We start from the raw sequence: 17,367 nt of genomic DNA, 5'->3' as shown, positions 1-17,367 counted from the left end.
GCCAGCCCGACGTAGCCGCGCGTCACAGCGCACCGCCGATCGCCAGCCCGACGTAGCCGCGCGTCACCACCGCCGCCACCGCCGCCACCGCCGGCCGCGCGCGCGCCGCCCGCGCCACCACAGCCATCCCGCGGCGCCCGCGGTCGCGATCGCCGCCACCCCGGCGCCGACCGCCAGGCGCCGCCGCACCACCGCGCTGTCGTACAGCTCATCACGCGCGCGCGCGTCGGTCGACGCGCGCGCGTCGTCGTAGCGGCCGCGCGCCGACAGCTCGAGCCCCAGGCCGACCCCGCCCAGCGCCACCGCCGTCGCCGCGAGCACGCCCGGCACCACCACCGACCGCTCGCGCGCCGGCGATGGCGCTCCCTCGACGCCGGTCGACGCCCCCTCCCCGTTCGCCCCCGCCGCCCCGCCCATCACCTCGAACCGGGGCACGTCGACCGCGCGCTGCTCGCTCTCGTCCTCGATGACCACCGTCGTCGACCACGCCCGGTGGCCCGGCGCGCGCGCGACCACCGTGTGCGTCCCGCGATCGACCGGCACCGCCCGGTTCCACACGCCCGGATCGACCGCCGCGCCGTTGCGCACGATCTCGAGCCCCTCGACCCGGCTCGCCTCCGGCACGCTGATCGTCAGGTACGGCAGCCGCGGCTCGAGCGCCAGCGCCCGCGCCGTCGCGACCTGGTGCTCCGGCTGCCGCTTGAGATCGTCCCGGGTCAGCGCCGCCACCTGCAGGAACCCGCCCCACGCCGACGCCAGGCGCCCGCGCTGTTCCTCGCAGTCCGCCAGCTTCATCTTCGCCGCGATCGACGGCTCGATCCGATCGCTGGCCGCGAACGCCGCGCACGCCTGCGCATACCTCCGCGCGGTCATCAGCCGCTTGCCATCGCGGAACGCCGTCTCGGCCTCGACGCTCACCTGCGCCACCGCCGCGGCGGTCAGGGCCGCGAGCACCGCGAGCACCCGCAGCGCGCGGGCCACGCCACGTGCGCCGCGCGCGCGATCGATCGATGCGTGACTCGGGTCCTCCATTGCCATCCTCATCTCGGCGCACTGCACGCTCCGTACCCATCGCGATCACCCGACCGGCGTGACGTCACCCCCGCCGCCGTCCAGTCGCGCCGACGACCGCGCCGACGGTGTCCACTGGAGTGGACGTTCGCGGATCGAGCCAGCCACCCCGCCGTCGAGCTCGTGCGCCACGCCATCGACGCGGGCGCCGCCATCATGTTCAACCGGGATGCGCCGTCAGCGCGGATGAGCGGGAGCTCAGCCCCGCCGAGGTGGATCGATCGACGGCGCGGACGGGAACATGAACGCCCCGACCAGCGGGATCAGCACGACGGCGACCGCGGGCAACCAGCGCGCGACCGGCGCGGCTGGCGTCAGCGGGTTCGACAGCACGAACGCCCACGCCACGAACACCAGGACCCGGACGAGGTGCTGCGTCGCCCGGGCCGTGCGCCGGGTCTGCCGCCCATAGGTCGTCAGCACCACGACGGTGGCGATCGCGCCGGCGGCGACGGCCAGCCCGAGGTAGCGCCAGCTCCCGGCGAGCGCGGCCAGCACCGCGTACGCGCTGATCACCTCGATCGGCACCAGCCCGACGACACGATCGAGCAGCGTCTGGCTGCGCCGCTGTCGATCCTGCGCCTCCGAGGTGAGGATCAACGACATGGAGCTCGCCGCTGCAGCTGCGGTGCCAGCGGCCGAGCCTTGTCGCCGCCGCGTGCCCGCGCCGCCCGTGTCAACTCGAGTGGACGACCACCCGCGCACGTCCCCCGCGCTGGACGGCCTCACGCCGGCGCGACGCTTGCAGTGCTCGTGTATGCTCCGATGCGGACGATGAGCTCGAACGGGGGGACGCTGGTCGATGTGCTCGCCGAGCGCGACTTCTATCGTCGGTTGCTCGAGCTGAGCGGCCAGGAGGCGCTCGAGCCGCTGCTCGCCAGCGCGCTGGCGCTGATCGTCGAGGTCACGGGCGCGAGCGTGGCGTACCTCGAGCTGTCGGACGACGACGCCGGCGAGCCGCGCTACTGGACGGGCCACCGCGTCAGCGCCGACGACCTCTCCACGATCCGCGCGTCGATCTCGCGGGGCATCGTCGCGCGCACGCTGGCCGAGGGCCGCACCGTCACCACCGACTCGGCGCTCGACGACGAGCGGTTCGCGGATCAAGGCAGCGTGCGTCAACACGCGATCCAGGCCGTGCTGTGCGCGCCGATCGGCGCGCCGCCGGTCGGCGTCGTGTACCTGCAAGGCCGCGCGACGCCGGGGGGCTTCGACGCCGCGGATCGCGAGCGCGCCGAGCTGTTCGCCCGCCACCTCGCGCCGCTGACCGACCGGTTGCGCACGCGCGACCGCACGAGCGCCAGCGCCGATCACACGCGCGAGGTCCGCGCGCGCTTCCGCTGCCCACAGCTCGTCGGTACCTCCCAGGCCCTGGCGCGGGTGCTGCAACAGGCCGCGCTGGTGGCGCCGCTCGACATCGACGTGTTGATCACCGGGCCCTCGGGCACCGGCAAGACCGCGCTGGCGCGCGCGCTGCACGACAACAGCCGCCGGGCCGGCGGCCCGTTCGTGGCGGTCAACTGCGCGGCGATCCCCGACACGCTGCTCGAGAGCGAGCTGTTCGGCGCCGAGCGGGGCGCCCACTCGACCGCCACCCGCAAGGTCGCGGGCAAGGTCGCCGCGGCCGAGGGCGGGACGCTGTTCCTCGACGAGATCGGCGACCTGTCGCCGAGCGCGCAGGCCAAGCTCCTCCACCTATTGCAGGCCCGCGAGTACCACGCGCTCGGGGCCACCGAGGTCTCGCGCGCCGACATCCGGGTGATCGCCGCGACCAACGCCGACCTCAAGGAGCGCGTCGCGGCCAAGCAGTTCCGCGATGACCTCTACTTCCGGCTCCACGTCCTGCCGCTCGTGATGCCGGGCCTCGCCGACCGCCGCGACGACATCCCCGCCCTGGTCGAGCACGTGTGCGCCGAGACCACGCGCCGCCACGGCCTGCCGACCATCGCCGTGTCACAGCGCGCCGTCGTCGCGTGCCGCGAGGCGCCCTGGCCCGGCCACGTGCGCGAGCTGGCGCACGCGGTCGAGGCCGCCGTCATCCGCGCCCACGGCGACGCCGCGCCCGTCGTCCACATCCACCACCTGTTCCCGGCCGCCGCCGTCGACACCACCGCCGGCCCCGCGACCTGGCAGGAGGCGACGCGCGCGTTCCAGCGCCGCTACCTGCTCGAGATCCTCGAGGCCAACGACTGGAACATCACCGCCACCGCGCGCGCGCTCGATCTGGCGCGCGCGCACATCTACAACCTGATCGCGTCGCTGGGGCTGCGCTCAACCGGCCGCTAGCAGAACGGGGCATGCCGTGTTGGACTACAAGACGTTTCGTGGGATCGGGGCCGCCATTTCGCAAGTAATCAAGGACCCTGCGAGCGGCGAGCTGGTCGCGCAGACAGTGCTGTTCGTCAGCCACAAAAATCTCGTCCTGACATCGGCCAAAGCGATCACGTACAAGGAGTCCGACCGCATCGACATGGCGCCCTGGGCGACAGGCCTGTACGATGCGCGCGGAATCGACAAAACCGGAACGTCCTTTCCGGGGGTTCTGAGCCCCAAGGATGTGACGGACGTAGGCCTCACGACGCTCGGTCCGCTCGGTGAACTTCCTTACGGGCAGTACGTCGGGGCCATCTACCTGCTCGATTCGCACTTCGATACGCTGAGCGACGCGGGCTATTTCGATGGCAAGGAGTGGGACACGAAGTACGCGCCGCGATCTTACCAGTGGCGCAGCCTCGTGTACTCGCCCGACGTCAACCAGAACGGCGGCTACGCCGGACGTCGCTACATCGGCTTTCACGCGATTGTCGCTGAGCAGAATCCACAGTCGCTGGTCGTGACAATCAGGGACAACCCCCAGGCGGGGCTCGTTCAGTTCCGGATAGATGAGCCGTCGCACTGCTCACCGGACGGCCCGCTGGGCAACGGTGAGGCGCGACTGACTCAGGCCAGCACGAAGAATGACGAGGGCGCACTCTACATCGAACAGCATCGTGCGGCCGACCTCTCTCCGCGGGCCGAAGCTCCCGACGGGCATGGCAGGCTAGTCGGTGGCGGTATCACTCAATTTCTCTTGGCCGCCGGTCGACGGTTGGCACCGGGCTGTTCTCGACAAGATCGCGGACCGTAGAGAGACGCTCTTGGCTGCGGTGAGTGGGTCGACCGCCGACACCTTCGAGGGTGTGGTAGCGGCCAAGGCCTCAGCCACCAGATCGGTCCACTTCGACATCATCGGCCATTCGAAGGATGGAGTTCAGGCGTTGTGCGACTGGTTGGCGCAGGACGATATCATCGCACGGGACATCACAACCAGATGGGCGCAGGCTTTCCCGATACCACAACTCGGGAACGTTCGATTCCTCGGCTGTAATACAGCAGTTACCGACGCTGGCATCGCGGCGCTCTCCGCGCTCAGCATACGGTGGGGTGTCTCAATTGTTGGCACGACAACTCCTATCGATGACGGGGACTTTTCTGATGATGGGTTCGCCCCCCTTCATGCAAAGACGAAGACCGTCTCCGCCACGGACCGAGCGGAAGTTGACGACGATCAACGACGAATGAGCTGGTTTCGCAGCAGGAAACGCGCGCGCCCGATGTCGGCGGATGCGCTTTCCAGTCTGCGCACCGAGGCGCTAGTCGACGTCGCCCACGGCGTGCAGCGATATCATCCGACGCTGCGGTGGAAGATTGGATCCGTACGCGTCAAGCAGATCCAGCGAGTCCTCTCGGCCTCAGTGGATGTGCGCCGCGTGTCGCCCGGCTTGCTCGCGTTACCGGATCATGAGTTCGTATGGCCAGCTCCAACGTCGTTGGGGTTGCTGCGCTTCCATCGCATGACCGTCTTACTCGGCGGCGCCTACGTGCGCCTCTATCCAAAGGGCCAACCGGCCGGCGTGCTTGTTTGCCTCTCAACACGTGGCGATGCGTACCTCGCCGAGCTCGCAGCGGCGGCCCCGAGCCCGTTTCTATAGCGCGTCGGCCGCGCAGCGCGTCCCGAGAAAATACGTCACAAGGTGACGAGGCCGGGCGTTCTCGATAGCATTGAACTCGTGTGCCAGTGACACTGACGTCTCATACCAGTTTCCGCCGCGCGTGATGGCGAGTCCGCGCTCGTCGAAGCTGGCCGTCCATTCTGAGACGTTTCCGGTGAGGTCGCGAACGCCTAGCGGACTGACGTCCGATGGGGACGAAAGGACGGGACTCGGGCCTTGGGTCGTTCCGAAGTCGGTGCGGACCGTGGATGTCGCGCCGCCTGGGAGATTCCGTACCGGCTCCAGATTCGGGGTCCCATCCAGAAGCGTAAGGCCTCCCCTCAGCGCCTTCTCCCATTCCGCGCTTGTCGCGAGGCGCTTTCCAAAGAAGCGACAGAAGGCTTCCGCGGTGTCTCGGCTGACCCCGACTACTGGATGGCCACCTGCATCGGCATCCGCGAGTTCGTTCGTGTCGGGGTAGATTGTCTGGCCGATGGCTGTAAGGGGCGCCATTCGTGCAAATGTCTCGAACGCGGCGTTGGTGACCTCTGTTCGGTCGATCAGGAACCGGGGCAGGTTCATCGTGCGCGCGAATATCTCGCCGTAACTCAGCTTGGCCCAAGAGATCGGTTGGCCGAGGCCCCCCTTCCGGAAATCGCCGCGTGGGACGGGGACCATGCCGGCGAAGGAGGCTCGGCATGTTGGTACCCACACGACGAACCTCGGTGGTACGTGGGTTCGCGATGCATAGCCTGGAAGCGTGCGGACCGGGATCGTAGATGGTCCACACGCGCCGCCACCTGCGTGATTGCGTCCTGCGACAACAACGAAGGCAGAACCGCCGGACGCTTCGACAACGTAGCGAGCCGGCGCTCCTGAGATGCGCGAGATGAGTGCACGTTCGCGCGTTCGCGCCATTCCTGGGGCGACAGAGTCGACCGGATCCGGATCCCGCAGCTCCCAGCGCAGGTCCGGCAGCGCGCTCGCCGGCACGTCGACGGCGGCGCCGCCGGGCAGCCAGGGGTTCACGCCCGGCGGGATCCAGTCGAACGGCCGCAGCTCGAGGGTGAAGCGGCCCAGATCGCGATCGCGGATCGAGCGCTCGCGCGCGGCGGCGGCGCTGGCGCGGTAGCGGTCGCAGCCGGCGTAGCCGACGATGCCGACGACGGTGACCGCCAGCGCGAGGGTGGCCGCGGTGGTGCGGCGGAGGATCGCGCGCGACTGCGCGACCAGCGCGACGGGGCCCACGCCGACGCTGTCGCGGCGCCGGTGCTCGGCCTCGAGCTCGGCCAGCGCGTCGGCGTGGGTGTCGAGCTCGCGCAGCTCCGCGCGCGTCAGCAAGCTCACCGCGCCGCCGCGCGCGCGCCGCAGGTGATAGCGGACCTGCTCCATGGCCCGCCGGCGGGCCAGGTCGTGGCGGTCGATCCACGCCAGCACGCGCGGCACCAGGCTGTCGTGCATCAGCTCCCACACCGGCTCACCGACCGCGCGCTGGGTGCGCACCACCAGGCCCTGGCGGCGCAGGATCTCGAGCACCGCGCCGACGACCGCGCCGGCGGCGCTCGCGATCGACAGGAGCTCGGGCTCGGGCCGCATCGCCCGCGCGTGGGTCGAGGTCACCAGCGCCAGGAACAGCTCGCGCGCGATCGCCGCGCCGGCGCGGTCGAGCTCGTTGTCGAGCACCCGCTCGAGGTGCTCGCCGACGATCGCCTCGAAGCCGCCCAGGCGGCGGTAGTGGTCGAGCGTCACCACCGATTCATCGGCGCCCAGCGCCTGGTACAGCACCGCGCCGACCAGCTGCAGGTGCGGTGGGTACACCGCCGCGCCGATCCCCCAGCCCAGCTCGGGCGCCAGCGCCGCGCCGGCGCCCGCCAGGTCGTCGAGGACGGCCGCCAGTAGATCGGGCGCGATGGTCACGCGGCGCTCAGCCAGCGGCTCGACGATCGCGGCACGCGCGCCATCCAGATCCAGCGGGCCGATGCGCACCGTCGCGACCGCGGCCCGCGCCAGCTCGGGCCGCGTCAACACCCGCGCCAGGAAGTCTTCACGCACGGACAGCACCAGCGCCACGTCGGTGCGGCCGCGCCGCGCCTCCGCCATCAGCTCGGCCAGCGCGCGCGCGTGATCGGGATGATCATCCAGGAGCGCCTCGAGCTGATCGACGATGAGCACGACCCGCGCGCCGGTGCGCTCGGCGCACGCGGCGATCGCGGACGACAGCTCATCCGCCCCGGACGCCAGCGACGCGATGGCGTCCGCGACCGGGGTCTCGCGGCCTGAGACGTACGCGACCGTGGCGCCGTACCGCGCCAGGGCCGGCACCAGGCCCGCGCGCAGCAGCGAGGTCTTGCCGGTGCCGGATGGCGCGGTCACCACCACCACGCTGCGGAACAACGCGTGATCCAGCAGCGTCGCCAGCTCGCGGTCGCGCCCGCGCAGGCGCTCGGCGTCGCGCTCGGTGAACGACGCGAGCCCGTGGAAGGGCGGCGGCGGCGGCGGCGGCTCGACGGCGACCACGGCTCCGGACAGGGCCGCGGCGAACTCCGCCGCGGACGTGAACCGCGCGCCGGGCTCGATCGCCAGCGCGCGGGCCAGCGCGGCGCGCACGCGCGCGTCGCCGATGGCGTCGAGCGGCGGCACCAGCTCGCTGGCCTTGCGCCGCCGCCAGCCGGTCAGCAGGGACACCAGCACCAGCGCGGTCGCGAACAGATCGGAGCGCGCGTCGACGCGCCCGTCCCGGAGCTGCTCCGGCGCCATGAACGCGGGCGTGCCGCCCGCCGACGCCGCGGGCTCGGTCGCGCGCAGCCGCGCCAGGCCGAAGTCGACCAGCACCGCGCGCTCGCCGGCGCGCGCCGCGACGACGATGACGTTGGCCGGCTTCACGTCGGCGTGGATCAGGCCGGCGTCGTGGGCCGCGCCCAGCCCCGCCAGCACCTGGGTCACCAGGGCCACCGCGCGCCGTGGCTCCAGCGGGGCCGGCGCCGCCAGCTCGGCCAGCGTTTGCCCGTCGAGCAGCTCCATCGCGTAGAACAGGCGCCCGTCGTGCGCGACGTCGGCCTGGTGGATGCGCACGACGTTGGGGTGATCGAGGCGGCCGACCGCGCGGATCTCCTGCAGGAACAGGTGCCCGTCGGGCGACGTCGGATCGATGTCGCCGTGCAGCAGCTTGATCGCCACGTCGCGCTCGACCGCGAGCTGCCGCGCGCGGTAGACGGTGCCGAAGGTGCCACGGGCCAGCTCGACGTCGAGCCGGAACCGCCCCGGCAAGACGGTGCCCACCGTCGCGGGCGCGCCGGCGACCGCGGGCGCTGCGTCGCGCCGCCGCGAGCGCAGCAGATCGAGCGCGCCCGGGGTGATGAACGGCTCACGATCGTCGGTCGCGCGCACGACCGCCGCCGGCAGGCGCGCGGTCACGAACCGGCCGAGGCTGGCGAGCGTGACGGTGCCGGTCGTGGGATCGCTGGCGAGCCCGCCGAGCCCCGCCCCGACGATCGCCACCGTCGACGGACCACCACCGGCGATGAGCAGCGCGCGGGGCGCCGCCGCGGCGAGCGCCGCCACCGCGCGGGGAGGATCGAGCGCCTGGCACAGCGCGACGACCGCGGGGCCGCGCAGGGTCGCCACGCGCGCCGCGACCCAGTCGAGCCCGAGCGTCGCGTCGTCGGGATAGCGCTCGCGGTCGTCGCCGACCACCAGGACCTGGCCGCCCTCGCTGGCCACGACCGGCGCGTGCAGGATCACCACCGCTGCGCGCAGCGAGGGTGTCAGCGCGTCGAGCGCGCGCTTGACCGCGAGCCGGGTCAGCGGCGGCTCGACGCGGCGCACGGTCCAGCGTTCGTGCGCGGCCAGGAGCGTCGTCGCCAGCGCCGTGACGTCGGGATCGCCGGCGCCGCCGATGACGATCGCCCGGCGCTCGGCCGCGGCCCCCGCGGGGTCGGCGGCCTCACCCGCGGCTGACTCGGCGTCCATCCCGCGCGCAGTATCCTACGAGCCACAGGCGCCGTCACCCATCGCACCGCGGGCGGCAGCGCGCTGCGGTCGGGCGGCATCACCCCGCAGGGGTGGGTAGCCGCCGGCGGTCACGGCCGCCCCGCGGCCAGCAGCGCGCCGAGCTCCGGCGCGTCCTTGGCGAGCTCGACCAGATCGTCGTCGGGGCCGCCGGCGCCGCTGGCGATGCGCGCGAGGAACGCGCCCCACGATGCGTCGAGCTCGAGGGCCTGCCGCGCCGCCGCCAGGGCGGACGCGCGGTGGACGGCCATCGCGCCGGTGTCGCCGCGCGCCTTGGCGTCGGCGTAGGCCTGCCCGTCGGCGCAGGCGCGGTAGGCGTACAGGTTGGCCTCGGCGCGGGTCGGCGTCGGGTGCCTGGCGAAGTACGCGGTCAGCTCGCGCTGCGCCCGCGTGAACCCCTCGGGCGGCGGCGCGTAGAGCGCGCCCAGCACCAGGCTCTCGATGGCGCCGCGGTCGCCGGGCCGCGCGATCACCGCGCGCTCGAGGGCGGCCAGGCCCCGACCGGCCGCGGGCTCGTCGCGATCGAGCGAGATGCGCGCCAGCCCCCACGCCTGCAGGTCGTCCGAGCTGGTCAGCTGCTGGTCGTCGACCTCGACGAGCGCCCGCGCCACCGACGGCGAGATCGCGTCGAGCTTGCGCTCGCCGGTGCGGGCCTGCATGAGCACCTCGTCCTTGGCGGCGGTCGGCAGCCGCGAGCCGTTCTCGACGGCGTCGAACAGCACGTTGATGATGAGGCGCGTCGACAGGTGACCGACGAAGAAGCCGAACACCCCACCGAAGACCGCCGCGGCCGTGAAGACGATCTCGCCGCGGCCGCTGCCGAGCAGCTGCGCGCTGGCCAGCTGCCCCAGGCCCTGGAGCTGGTCGCGCACCTCGCCGAGCTGCGTGACGGTGGCGCCGATGAAGATGCGGGTCAGCCACTCGGCCACCTGGACCAGCTGGTTGGCGCCCCGCGACGGGCGGGCCGCGGCCTCGACGCCGCCTGGCTCCGCGGCCTCCTTGGTCGCGGCCGTGCTGGCCTGCGCCACCGCCACCGCGTTGACCGGGACGCCGAACAAGAACCCGATGATCGCGCCGACCGCCACCGCGCCGAGGCCCAGCAGCGCGGCGCCGAGGGCCGCCTGAGCCGGGCCCGCCTTGGCGGCCCACGCGCCGTAGACGATCAGCGCCGCGAAGGCCACGAGTGACACCAGCAGCGACAGCCGCGTGACGCGCGCGAGCCCGTCGTCAGGAGAGGAGGGCGCCGTGGGCTTGGGTGAGGCCATGGCCGAGCCCATCGCAAGGGCGGGGCCACGACCGGTACCCGCGCGGACGCCGCTCCGTGCGGGTGTGCGCAGGCGATCTGTCCAGTCGAGTGGATGGTCCGGCGCGCGCGGTCCGCGCGATCAGACAGCGCGACCAGTCCGCTCGAGCCGGATATCGGACAGACGCGCGGACGGGGCGCTGTCCGGGCGATCGCGGGAGTGGCCGGGATCCGGCCGGACGTCCGGAAACCGGACAAGCGGTGGCGAGGGATGGCGCGGGGTTAGGCGCGGCACGCGGGGTGCAACTGGGGCGGGGAGGAGGAGCGGGATGACGACCTTTCATATGCGGACGGACATGCGCACAGGCGAGATGGTGTACATCGGCAAGAGCGGGCGGGAGGTGGCCGTCCGCGACCTCGACGCGCTCGATGCGCGGGTGCGGGCGGGCGACGCCGAGGCGTTGGTGGTGCGCCGCGATCTCGACCTGGGCGTCGACGAGGACGGGCGGCCGCTCGACGCGGCGGCGGTGCGGGCGCTGGCGGCCCAGCAGATCCACGACTGCCCGGAGTGTCAGGCGGCGCGCGCCCGAGGCGAGGTCGGGTTCTCGATGGGTCCCGACGAGCTGCAGGCGCTCGCCGACTCGGCGCGCCGACACGGCGACTACCCGAGCCGGGCGACCCGGCGACGCAAGATCGCCAAGGTCGCGCGGCGGCGCAAGATCGCGCGGGCCACCCGTGCGGCGAACCGGTGAGGAGGGGGCCATGCGGGACTACATCCTGGAGTGCGACGCCGTGACCGGCGCCACCTACGTCGCCGGCAAGGACGGGCGGCTCTACGCCGACGCGCAGGTCGCCGCCGCGGAAGAGGCCGCGAGCGACGAGCCCAGCGCGCTGGCGCTGCTGGCGGCGGTCGACTTCGGCCGCCACGCCGACGGGACGCCGCGGAGCGAGGACGAGAGCCGCGCGGCGATCGAGGCGTGGCGGCAGGCGTGGCTGCGCGGCGAGTTCGATCGCCTGGACACGATCGACGCGGTGAGGTGCGATCGACGCACGAGCACGGTGATCAGCCCCGGCGATCCGGAGGTCGTCGCCCAGTACGGCATCGCGTTGGACGCGCCGCCGTGCGACGTGCTGGCGGTGCTCGAGGCGGCGCTCGCGACCGGGCTCGGTGGGGTGCGGCGATGAGGCGCGTGTTCAACCTGCAGCGCGACCCCGACACCGGCGAGATGTTCGCGATCGGCAAGAGCGATCGGCCGTACTCGTTCGCCGAGGTCCAGGCAGCCGAGCAAGAGTTCGACCGCGGCGACCCGGCGACGGTCGCGGTGCTGATCGACGTCGACCTCGAGCTCGACCGGTACGGCGTGCCGCTTCCGCCGGAGCAGGTCGCGGCGGTCAAGAAACGGGCGCGGCTGGTCGGGTGGCCGGCGCAGGCGAGCGGGCTGCGGCGCAAGCACCGCTGGGAGCGTGAGCGCGCGCTGCGGCGCCCGTGGCGCAGCGTCGGCTACGGACGACACCCGGACGCCCCCGAGCCGGCGCCGACGCTTGCCGCCGTGAGCACGCGGACCACGGGTGCGGGTGCCACGGCGGCGGTTCCCGGGCCGGTTCCGACTCCGGTTCCGGTTCTGGTTCCGGCTCCGGTTCCGACTCCGGCTCCGGCTCCGGCTCCGGTTCCGGCTCCGCCTCCGGTTCCGGTTCCGACGTCGGCTCTGGCCCCCGCTCCGGCGGCCTCGTGGCTACCGACCACGGAAGCCCGCGCGGCGCCGGCCACGAGCGTCGCGATGCTGGCCGACCTCGATCGCTACGGCGCCGCGTCCGGGGGCGGATCGCTCGAGGTGTGATCGTGGACGACCTTCCAGCCGGCCGCGGTCCGTGCGAGCGCGACCGAGAACACGCCGCTGCCGCTGTTGGGCGTGTCGGTCAGGACCCAGCGGCCGAGCACGATCGCGCCGTCGGGGCCGAGCGCCTGCACGCCGAGCACCTCGAACGCCAGGGTGCCCATCGTCGACGGGTCGCTGCCGTAGCGATCGCGGTACTTGGCGTAGGTCTCGTTCCAGCCGCGGCGGACCTTGCTGCCCGAGGTGAACACCAGCGCTGGCGACCGCAGGTACCCGTCCATGTAGCCGACCAGGTCGCCGCGGTTCCACGCGGCCTGCTGGGTGGTCAGCACCGCCCGGACCGCGGCGTCATCGGCGCGCGTGAACTGCCGGCGCACGGCGCACCCGCCGCTCGCGGTCGCGAGCGCGAGCCCGAAGATCGCGACGCGCGCGCCGGCGACCGGCGACGGCAGCCGCGGCGAGTTCACGGACACGGGCCGGCGGGACCGCCGAAGTCGTACGGGAACGTGTGCGTGGTCACGACGATCTGCCGGACGGCGGCGCAGTCGCGGAGGCCGGCGAGGACGAAGTAGCCGTCAAGGAAGTCGACCAGGTCGACGCCGCCCTGACCGACCTGGCGCAGCGCCGAGGTCCGCAGGTACATCGGCTGGACGCTCTCGACCACGATGTGGTCGCCGGCCAGCTGATCGTCGTCCCCGCTGGGCGCGTCACCGATGTCCCAGAGGACCTCGGTGATGAGGTTCTCACCGACGGCCTGCCCGATCGAGCCCGCCGGCTGCGGGGCGCGGGTGACCGTGGTCTCGGCGTTGTAGCCCCAGCCGCCGCCAGAGTTCGAGTCGCCGTAGAACGGCTCGTTCTTGACCGCCATCGCCCAGTAGGTCGAGAAGCCCTCGGACCAGGCCAGGTTGGGGTTGGTCGGCGAGCCGTCGTGCCCGCCGCCCGGGCTGTCGCTGCGCCCGACCGTGTCCTCGAAGAAGTGACCGATCTCGTGGAGGATGACGGTGTCGTCGTAGCCGTCGTCGTCGCTGGCGGCGCCGAGCAGGTGGATCCGGCTGTCGCCGCTGTAGTACGTGCCGTCGTTGGAGCCCTTCTCCCAGATCGCCGTGAGCGGCGCCGGCAGGACGTCGAGGTTGGTGCGCACGGCGTCGGCCGAGCTCACCGCCATGTCGAAGACGTTGAACGCCGCGGCCGCGCCCGAGGCCTCGGTGACGACCAGATCGACGTCGATCTTGTCCTCCCACGTGAACGCGTCGCCGCCGAAGCCGTGGACCTGGCTGTTGCGGCGCACGACCTGGATCGGCCGCTCGGGCGCCATGCTCATGGCCGCCGCCAGGAGGTGCAGCGGCTCGGTCGGCTCGACCAGCGGCTCGACCCACTCGACGGTGTAGCGCCCATCGTCGTCGGTCGTGACCGTGGTGATCACCGCGCCGTCGGCCTCGTTGATCAGGCTGACCGTGACGCCGCGCGCCGGCAGCAGCTGGAGCGTGGTGTCGAGCCGGCCGCTGGCCAGCTGCGCGCGATCCTCGTACAGCACCAGGCCGGTCAGCTTGGGAGGACCGCTGTCACCGCCGCCGCACGCCGCCGCGGCGACCAGCAGCGCGCCCGCGCACAGGCGCGCGTTCACTTGCGCACCTCGGCGACGCTGACGCCGTTGATCGTGCGGACGGTGATCACCTGGGGCTTCTGCGCCGGCGCCGGCGCCCCGACGCGAACGATCAGGCTCTGGCTGCGCCCCGCGAGGCGGGCCGTGACCACGACGTCCTTGCCCGGGTTGCGGCCGAGGGCGATCGGCGCGACCAGGTGCCGCGGCGTGCGCGCGGTCGTGGCGCCGAACCGCGTGGCCCGTCCGTCGATCTCGACCACGACGTCGTCGACCGCCACGGTCGGCGCGGCGTCGACCACGACGCGCCAGCCGGTGGCGGTGCGCTCGGCGGTGGCAGTGAGGGCGACGGGCGCGGACGGCTTGCCGCGGTGCCGACGCTCGGCGGCGGCCGGCGCGGCCAGCAGCGCGAGCGCCACGGCGGCGGACACGATCGAAGTCAGGGTGCGCATGGACCCGAGACCGTAGCGCGACAGCCCGCGCGTCGTCGACGCTCCCGCGATCACAGGTGGTGCGGATCACGCGCATCGCCCTCGCGACCGGCCAGCAACGTACTGGAACCCCTGGGCTTCCACTCGGGCACCTCTCTTGATCACGGCGTTTGACCCGCCGCGTCAGAAGCGGCCTCAACACAGGACGATCGCTGGGAAATCCAATCCCGCCGCCGTCGTTGTTCGAGACGGCCGTGAGGTGGGTGCGCCTCCTCGTGACCAGGCACCGGGGGCGCCACCGCGCGGCGCCACCAGCGCATCGGCCGCGCGCCGGCCGGTGCGATCCGCGTAATGCCGACGACCCCGCGCCGTCAGCACGGATGTCCCCCAAGGAGGTGCCTCATGTTCGCTCCGCTCGCCCTACTCCGATCGCTCGGCACGCAAACGCGCCGCCGCCTCGCCGCGATGCTCACCCGCCCGCAGCCCCGTCACCGCCACCCAGCCTTGCCGTGGCCCTACACCCACGGCCGCCAGGATGACGAGCAGCGCGCGCTCGAGCTGTGGCTGTTCGATCGCGACTCGCGGGTGGAATGACCACGCGACGCCCTGCCCAGCCGCGCGCCGGCCCGCACGCGCGGTCCTCTGGCCACGGCGCGCGCCGACCGGCACGCGCGGTGCCCTGGCCGCCACGCGCCGGCCCCGGCCCGGAGCTCGGAACTTCTTCGGTCGAGCACCGCTCCACGCGCCGGGAGATTCGCGCCGTGGGGAGGGGCCCTATCGGGGCGGCCCCCGTTGGGGAGGTTCGGCGACACCCCTCTGGAACTCGCAGCCAACCGATCCCGCCGCACCCGGCGCGGCGACGGCCTCACCGCCCGCGCGCCGCCTACGCCGCCACCGCGATCACAGCGACGGGCGGACGCCCATCTCTTCGAGGACGTTGTCGGCGCCGTCGATCGCGTCCATGACCCACATCATGTAGCGGGTGTCGACGATGATCGTGCGGGTCGTCGAGTAGTCGAAGACGACGTCCGAGGCCACGCCCTCGATGTTGCCGTCGAACGCGAGCCCGACCAGCTCGCCCTTGTTGTTGAGCGCCGGCGAGCCCGAGTTGCCGCCGGTGATGTCGAGGTCGGCGATGAAGTCGATCGGCAGGTCGCCGAGCGCGGCGTCGGCGTACGGGCCGAACTTGCCGGCCTTGATGCCAGCGAGCAGCTTGGCCGGCGCGTCGAACGGCTCCTCGCCGGTGTCCTTGGCGAGGATCTCGTGGGCCTTCGTGAACGGCAGCCCACCCGCCGCGAACGGCTTGATCGTGCCGTAGGTGATGCGCAGCGTCGAGTTGGCGTCGGGCGCAACGAAGCCGCCGAGGGCCTCGACCATCGCCTTGGCGTACATCGGCGCCACGACGAGGTAGTCGCCCGCGCGCTTGTCGTCCCGATCCTCCTGGCCTTGATCAGCGGCCACACCGCGACCGCCAGCTTGACGAAGGGATCCTTCGACGCCTTCAGGCTCTTGGGCGTCGCGTTCTTGAGCAGGTCGATGCGCGTGGCCTCGTCCTCGAGCTTCGTGCCCTGGTACAGCGCGTCGAGCCGCGCCTCGATCAGCTTGTCGGTGATCTTCGCGCCCTTCTTGATGCCGAGCAGCGGGTTCAGCCACGCCCGCTCGGCCGCCGGCAGCGCCGCGGCCTTGGTCAGCACCAGCTTGAAGAACATGCGATCGAGGATCGCGTCGAACTGCCGCGTCTGCTGCTTCTGGCCGCCCTCGAGGCGCGGCATGTCGCGGTCCTGGTAGCCGGGCTTGCGGGCGGCGTCGGGCTTGCCGCGCTCCTCGGCCATGCGCACGAACAGGAGCGCGGTGCGCAGGTGGTTCGAGCCGCCCATCGTGATGCCGAAGTTGAAGTCGCCGGCCGCGGTCTTGCGATCGGCGGCCAGCATGTCCTCGAGCTTCTCGATCGCGGCCTTGTAGTCCTCGTGGCCGGTCCGGGCCGCCCACGACTTGACCTTGTCGTCGATCGCGCGCTTGCGCTCGAGGATGTCGCCCTTCTGCAGCCCCGCCAGGACGCCGGTGGTCTTCTCGAGGCCGTTCTGGATGCCCTGCTTGGCGACGCCGGCCTTGATCTTGGTCGCGGCCGGCGCGTCGCTCTTGAGCAGCTGCTCGAGCAGATCGTAGCGCTCCTGGTAGTACTGGATCGTGTTCGGGTAGCGCCAGGCGACGTCGAAGTCGACCTCGGACGCCGTGGTCACGCGCGACGTGCGGCCGGGGTAGCCGGTCACCATCACGAAGTCGTCCTCGGCCTGACCGTCCTGATCGATCTTGAGCCAGTGCTTGGGCGCAAACGGCACGTTGTCGGCGCTGTAGTCAGCGGGCTGGCCATCGGGGCCGACGTAGGCCCGGAAGAACGACCAGTCGCCGGTGTGGCGCGGCCACGCCCAGTTGTCGATCTCGCCGCCGTAGTTGCCGATCGAGCGCGCGGGCACGTACACCAGCCGCACGTCGCGGATCTCGAGGTACTCGATCAGCTGGTACTCGGCGCCGCGGAAGAAGCTCTTCACGTCGCAGCGGATGCCGGGGCGGTCCTTCTCGCACGCGGCGAGCTGGGCCTTGGTCCGGTTCTCGACCTCCTCCTTGCGCTTGACGGGATCGGCGATGCCGGCGATCGGCTTGTCCCCGCCGAGGATCGCGTCGGTCACGTCGGTGAACGCCCGCGCGACGAACACCTTCTGGGTCGGCCCGGCCGGCAGCTCCTCGGCCTTGGTCTTGGCCAGGAACCCGTCCTCGACCAGGTTGCGCTCGGGCTTGGAGTTGTACTGGAGCGCGCCCTGCACGCAGTGGTGGTTGGTCACGATCAGGCCCTGGCCCGAGACGAACGACGCGGTGCAGCCGCCGAGCGACACCACCGCGTTGAGCGGCGCCGCCAGCGGGTCCGACAGATCCTCGGCCGGGATCGTCACGCCCAGCGACCGCAGCGCCGCGGCGTGGACCGCGTGGTTCATCTGGCGCGGCATCCACATGCCGCCGGGGTTGGCGAACGCGTGGCGCGCGGCCGCGGTCGGGTCGGGCGCCGGGACCTGCACGCCACCGCCGGTGTCGCCCGGGCCGGGCGCGTTGGAGCCAGTGCCGCCGCCCGTCGTGGTCGTGGTCTTCTTGCCCCCGCCGCCGCAGGCCGCGGCGAGCAGGAGGCCACACATGATGTGGTTGCGCTTCATGCGGG

The 17,367-nt window shown here is 72.6% G+C and carries 16 protein-coding genes; 7 read left to right on the top strand and 9 right to left on the bottom strand.

All coding sequences use genetic code 11. The features are described 5' to 3' along the window. Positions 1 to 63: 63 nt before the first annotated feature. Both IPL61_28270 and IPL61_28265 read right to left on the bottom strand, forming a co-directional pair. Positions 64 to 1,032 carry a hypothetical protein gene (locus tag IPL61_28270; protein ID MBK9035115.1) on the bottom strand — a complete coding sequence of 323 codons (969 nt, stop codon included), beginning with the start codon at positions 1,030 to 1,032 and terminating at the stop codon, positions 64 to 66. Between the two features lie 237 nt (positions 1,033 to 1,269). Further along, a complete protein-coding gene (locus IPL61_28265) occupies positions 1,270 to 1,677 on the bottom strand; it encodes a hypothetical protein (protein MBK9035114.1) in 408 nt (135 codons plus the stop codon). 159 nt (positions 1,678 to 1,836) lie between these two features. Between IPL61_28265 and IPL61_28260 the strand changes: the two genes are divergently transcribed. The 3 genes from IPL61_28260 to IPL61_28250 are packed head-to-tail and all read left to right on the top strand — an operon-like array spanning position 1,837 to position 5,042. Further along, positions 1,837 to 3,357, top strand: a complete 1,521-nt coding sequence (locus IPL61_28260; GenBank protein MBK9035113.1) for a sigma 54-interacting transcriptional regulator — start codon at positions 1,837 to 1,839, stop codon at positions 3,355 to 3,357. Positions 3,358 to 3,373: 16 nt separating this feature from the next. Continuing rightward, complete coding sequence (locus IPL61_28255; protein ID MBK9035112.1) at positions 3,374 to 4,198, top strand: hypothetical protein; 825 nt, start codon at positions 3,374 to 3,376, stop codon at positions 4,196 to 4,198. After that, the gene (locus tag IPL61_28250) at positions 4,119 to 5,042 is read left to right on the top strand and encodes a hypothetical protein (protein ID MBK9035111.1); all 924 of its coding nucleotides are present in this window, start codon (positions 4,119 to 4,121) and stop codon (positions 5,040 to 5,042) included. The genes IPL61_28255 and IPL61_28250 overlap by 80 nt, the downstream gene beginning before the upstream one ends. Here the strand turns inward: IPL61_28250 and IPL61_28245 are convergent. Beyond that, positions 5,037 to 9,011, bottom strand: coding sequence for an SUMF1/EgtB/PvdO family nonheme iron enzyme (locus IPL61_28245; GenBank protein MBK9035110.1), 3,975 nt, complete (start codon positions 9,009 to 9,011; stop codon positions 5,037 to 5,039). The genes IPL61_28250 and IPL61_28245 overlap by 6 nt on opposite strands. Before the next feature lie 110 nt (positions 9,012 to 9,121). Then, complete coding sequence (locus IPL61_28240) at positions 9,122 to 10,315, bottom strand: hypothetical protein (GenBank protein ID MBK9035109.1); 1,194 nt, start codon at positions 10,313 to 10,315, stop codon at positions 9,122 to 9,124. 334 nt (positions 10,316 to 10,649) lie between these two features. On the opposite strand from IPL61_28240, the gene IPL61_28235 reads away from it, so the two are divergent. The 3 genes from IPL61_28235 to IPL61_28225 are packed head-to-tail and all read left to right on the top strand — an operon-like array spanning position 10,650 to position 12,131. Then, positions 10,650 to 11,045: a hypothetical protein gene (locus IPL61_28235; GenBank protein ID MBK9035108.1), complete on the top strand. Its 396-nt coding sequence runs from the start codon at positions 10,650 to 10,652 to the stop codon at positions 11,043 to 11,045. A 10-nt stretch (positions 11,046 to 11,055) separates the two neighbouring features. Beyond that, complete coding sequence (locus tag IPL61_28230; GenBank protein MBK9035107.1) at positions 11,056 to 11,478, top strand: hypothetical protein; 423 nt, start codon at positions 11,056 to 11,058, stop codon at positions 11,476 to 11,478. Positions 11,479 to 11,483: 5 nt separating this feature from the next. After that, positions 11,484 to 12,131, top strand: coding sequence for a hypothetical protein (locus IPL61_28225; GenBank protein ID MBK9035106.1), 648 nt, complete (start codon positions 11,484 to 11,486; stop codon positions 12,129 to 12,131). Here the strand turns inward: IPL61_28225 and IPL61_28220 are convergent. The 3 genes from IPL61_28220 to IPL61_28210 are packed head-to-tail and all read right to left on the bottom strand — an operon-like array spanning position 12,092 to position 14,180. Continuing rightward, the gene (locus IPL61_28220; GenBank protein ID MBK9035105.1) at positions 12,092 to 12,601 is read right to left on the bottom strand and encodes a nuclear transport factor 2 family protein; all 510 of its coding nucleotides are present in this window, start codon (positions 12,599 to 12,601) and stop codon (positions 12,092 to 12,094) included. The two genes, IPL61_28225 and IPL61_28220, sit on opposite strands and share 40 nt — an antisense overlap. Further along, entirely contained in the window at positions 12,592 to 13,752 is a 1,161-nt protein-coding gene (locus IPL61_28215; GenBank protein MBK9035104.1) for a hypothetical protein, read from the bottom strand. Before IPL61_28215 ends, IPL61_28220 begins: the two co-directional genes overlap by 10 nt. After that, on the bottom strand, positions 13,749 to 14,180 hold the full coding sequence (locus IPL61_28210; protein ID MBK9035103.1) for a hypothetical protein: 432 nt from the start codon (positions 14,178 to 14,180) through the stop codon (positions 13,749 to 13,751). Before IPL61_28210 ends, IPL61_28215 begins: the two co-directional genes overlap by 4 nt. A 381-nt stretch (positions 14,181 to 14,561) precedes the next feature. On the opposite strand from IPL61_28210, the gene IPL61_28205 reads away from it, so the two are divergent. Then, complete coding sequence (locus IPL61_28205) at positions 14,562 to 14,753, top strand: hypothetical protein (GenBank protein ID MBK9035102.1); 192 nt, start codon at positions 14,562 to 14,564, stop codon at positions 14,751 to 14,753. Positions 14,754 to 15,059: 306 nt separating this feature from the next. On the opposite strand, the gene IPL61_28200 is transcribed toward IPL61_28205, so the two are convergent. Both IPL61_28200 and IPL61_28195 read right to left on the bottom strand, forming a co-directional pair. Beyond that, positions 15,060 to 15,197: a S46 family peptidase gene (locus IPL61_28200; GenBank protein ID MBK9035101.1), complete on the bottom strand. Its 138-nt coding sequence runs from the start codon at positions 15,195 to 15,197 to the stop codon at positions 15,060 to 15,062. Beyond that, positions 15,131 to 17,362 carry a S46 family peptidase gene (locus IPL61_28195; protein ID MBK9035100.1) on the bottom strand — a complete coding sequence of 744 codons (2,232 nt, stop codon included), beginning with the start codon at positions 17,360 to 17,362 and terminating at the stop codon, positions 15,131 to 15,133. The genes IPL61_28200 and IPL61_28195 overlap by 67 nt, the downstream gene beginning before the upstream one ends. Positions 17,363 to 17,367: the final 5 nt, after the last annotated feature.

It is taken from the genome of Myxococcales bacterium (assembly GCA_016717005.1).
GTDB lineage: Bacteria > Myxococcota_A > Polyangia > Haliangiales > Haliangiaceae > UBA2376.
The sequence above is the reverse complement of the archived record's forward strand: the minus strand, read 5'-3'. Positions and strand labels throughout refer to the sequence as shown.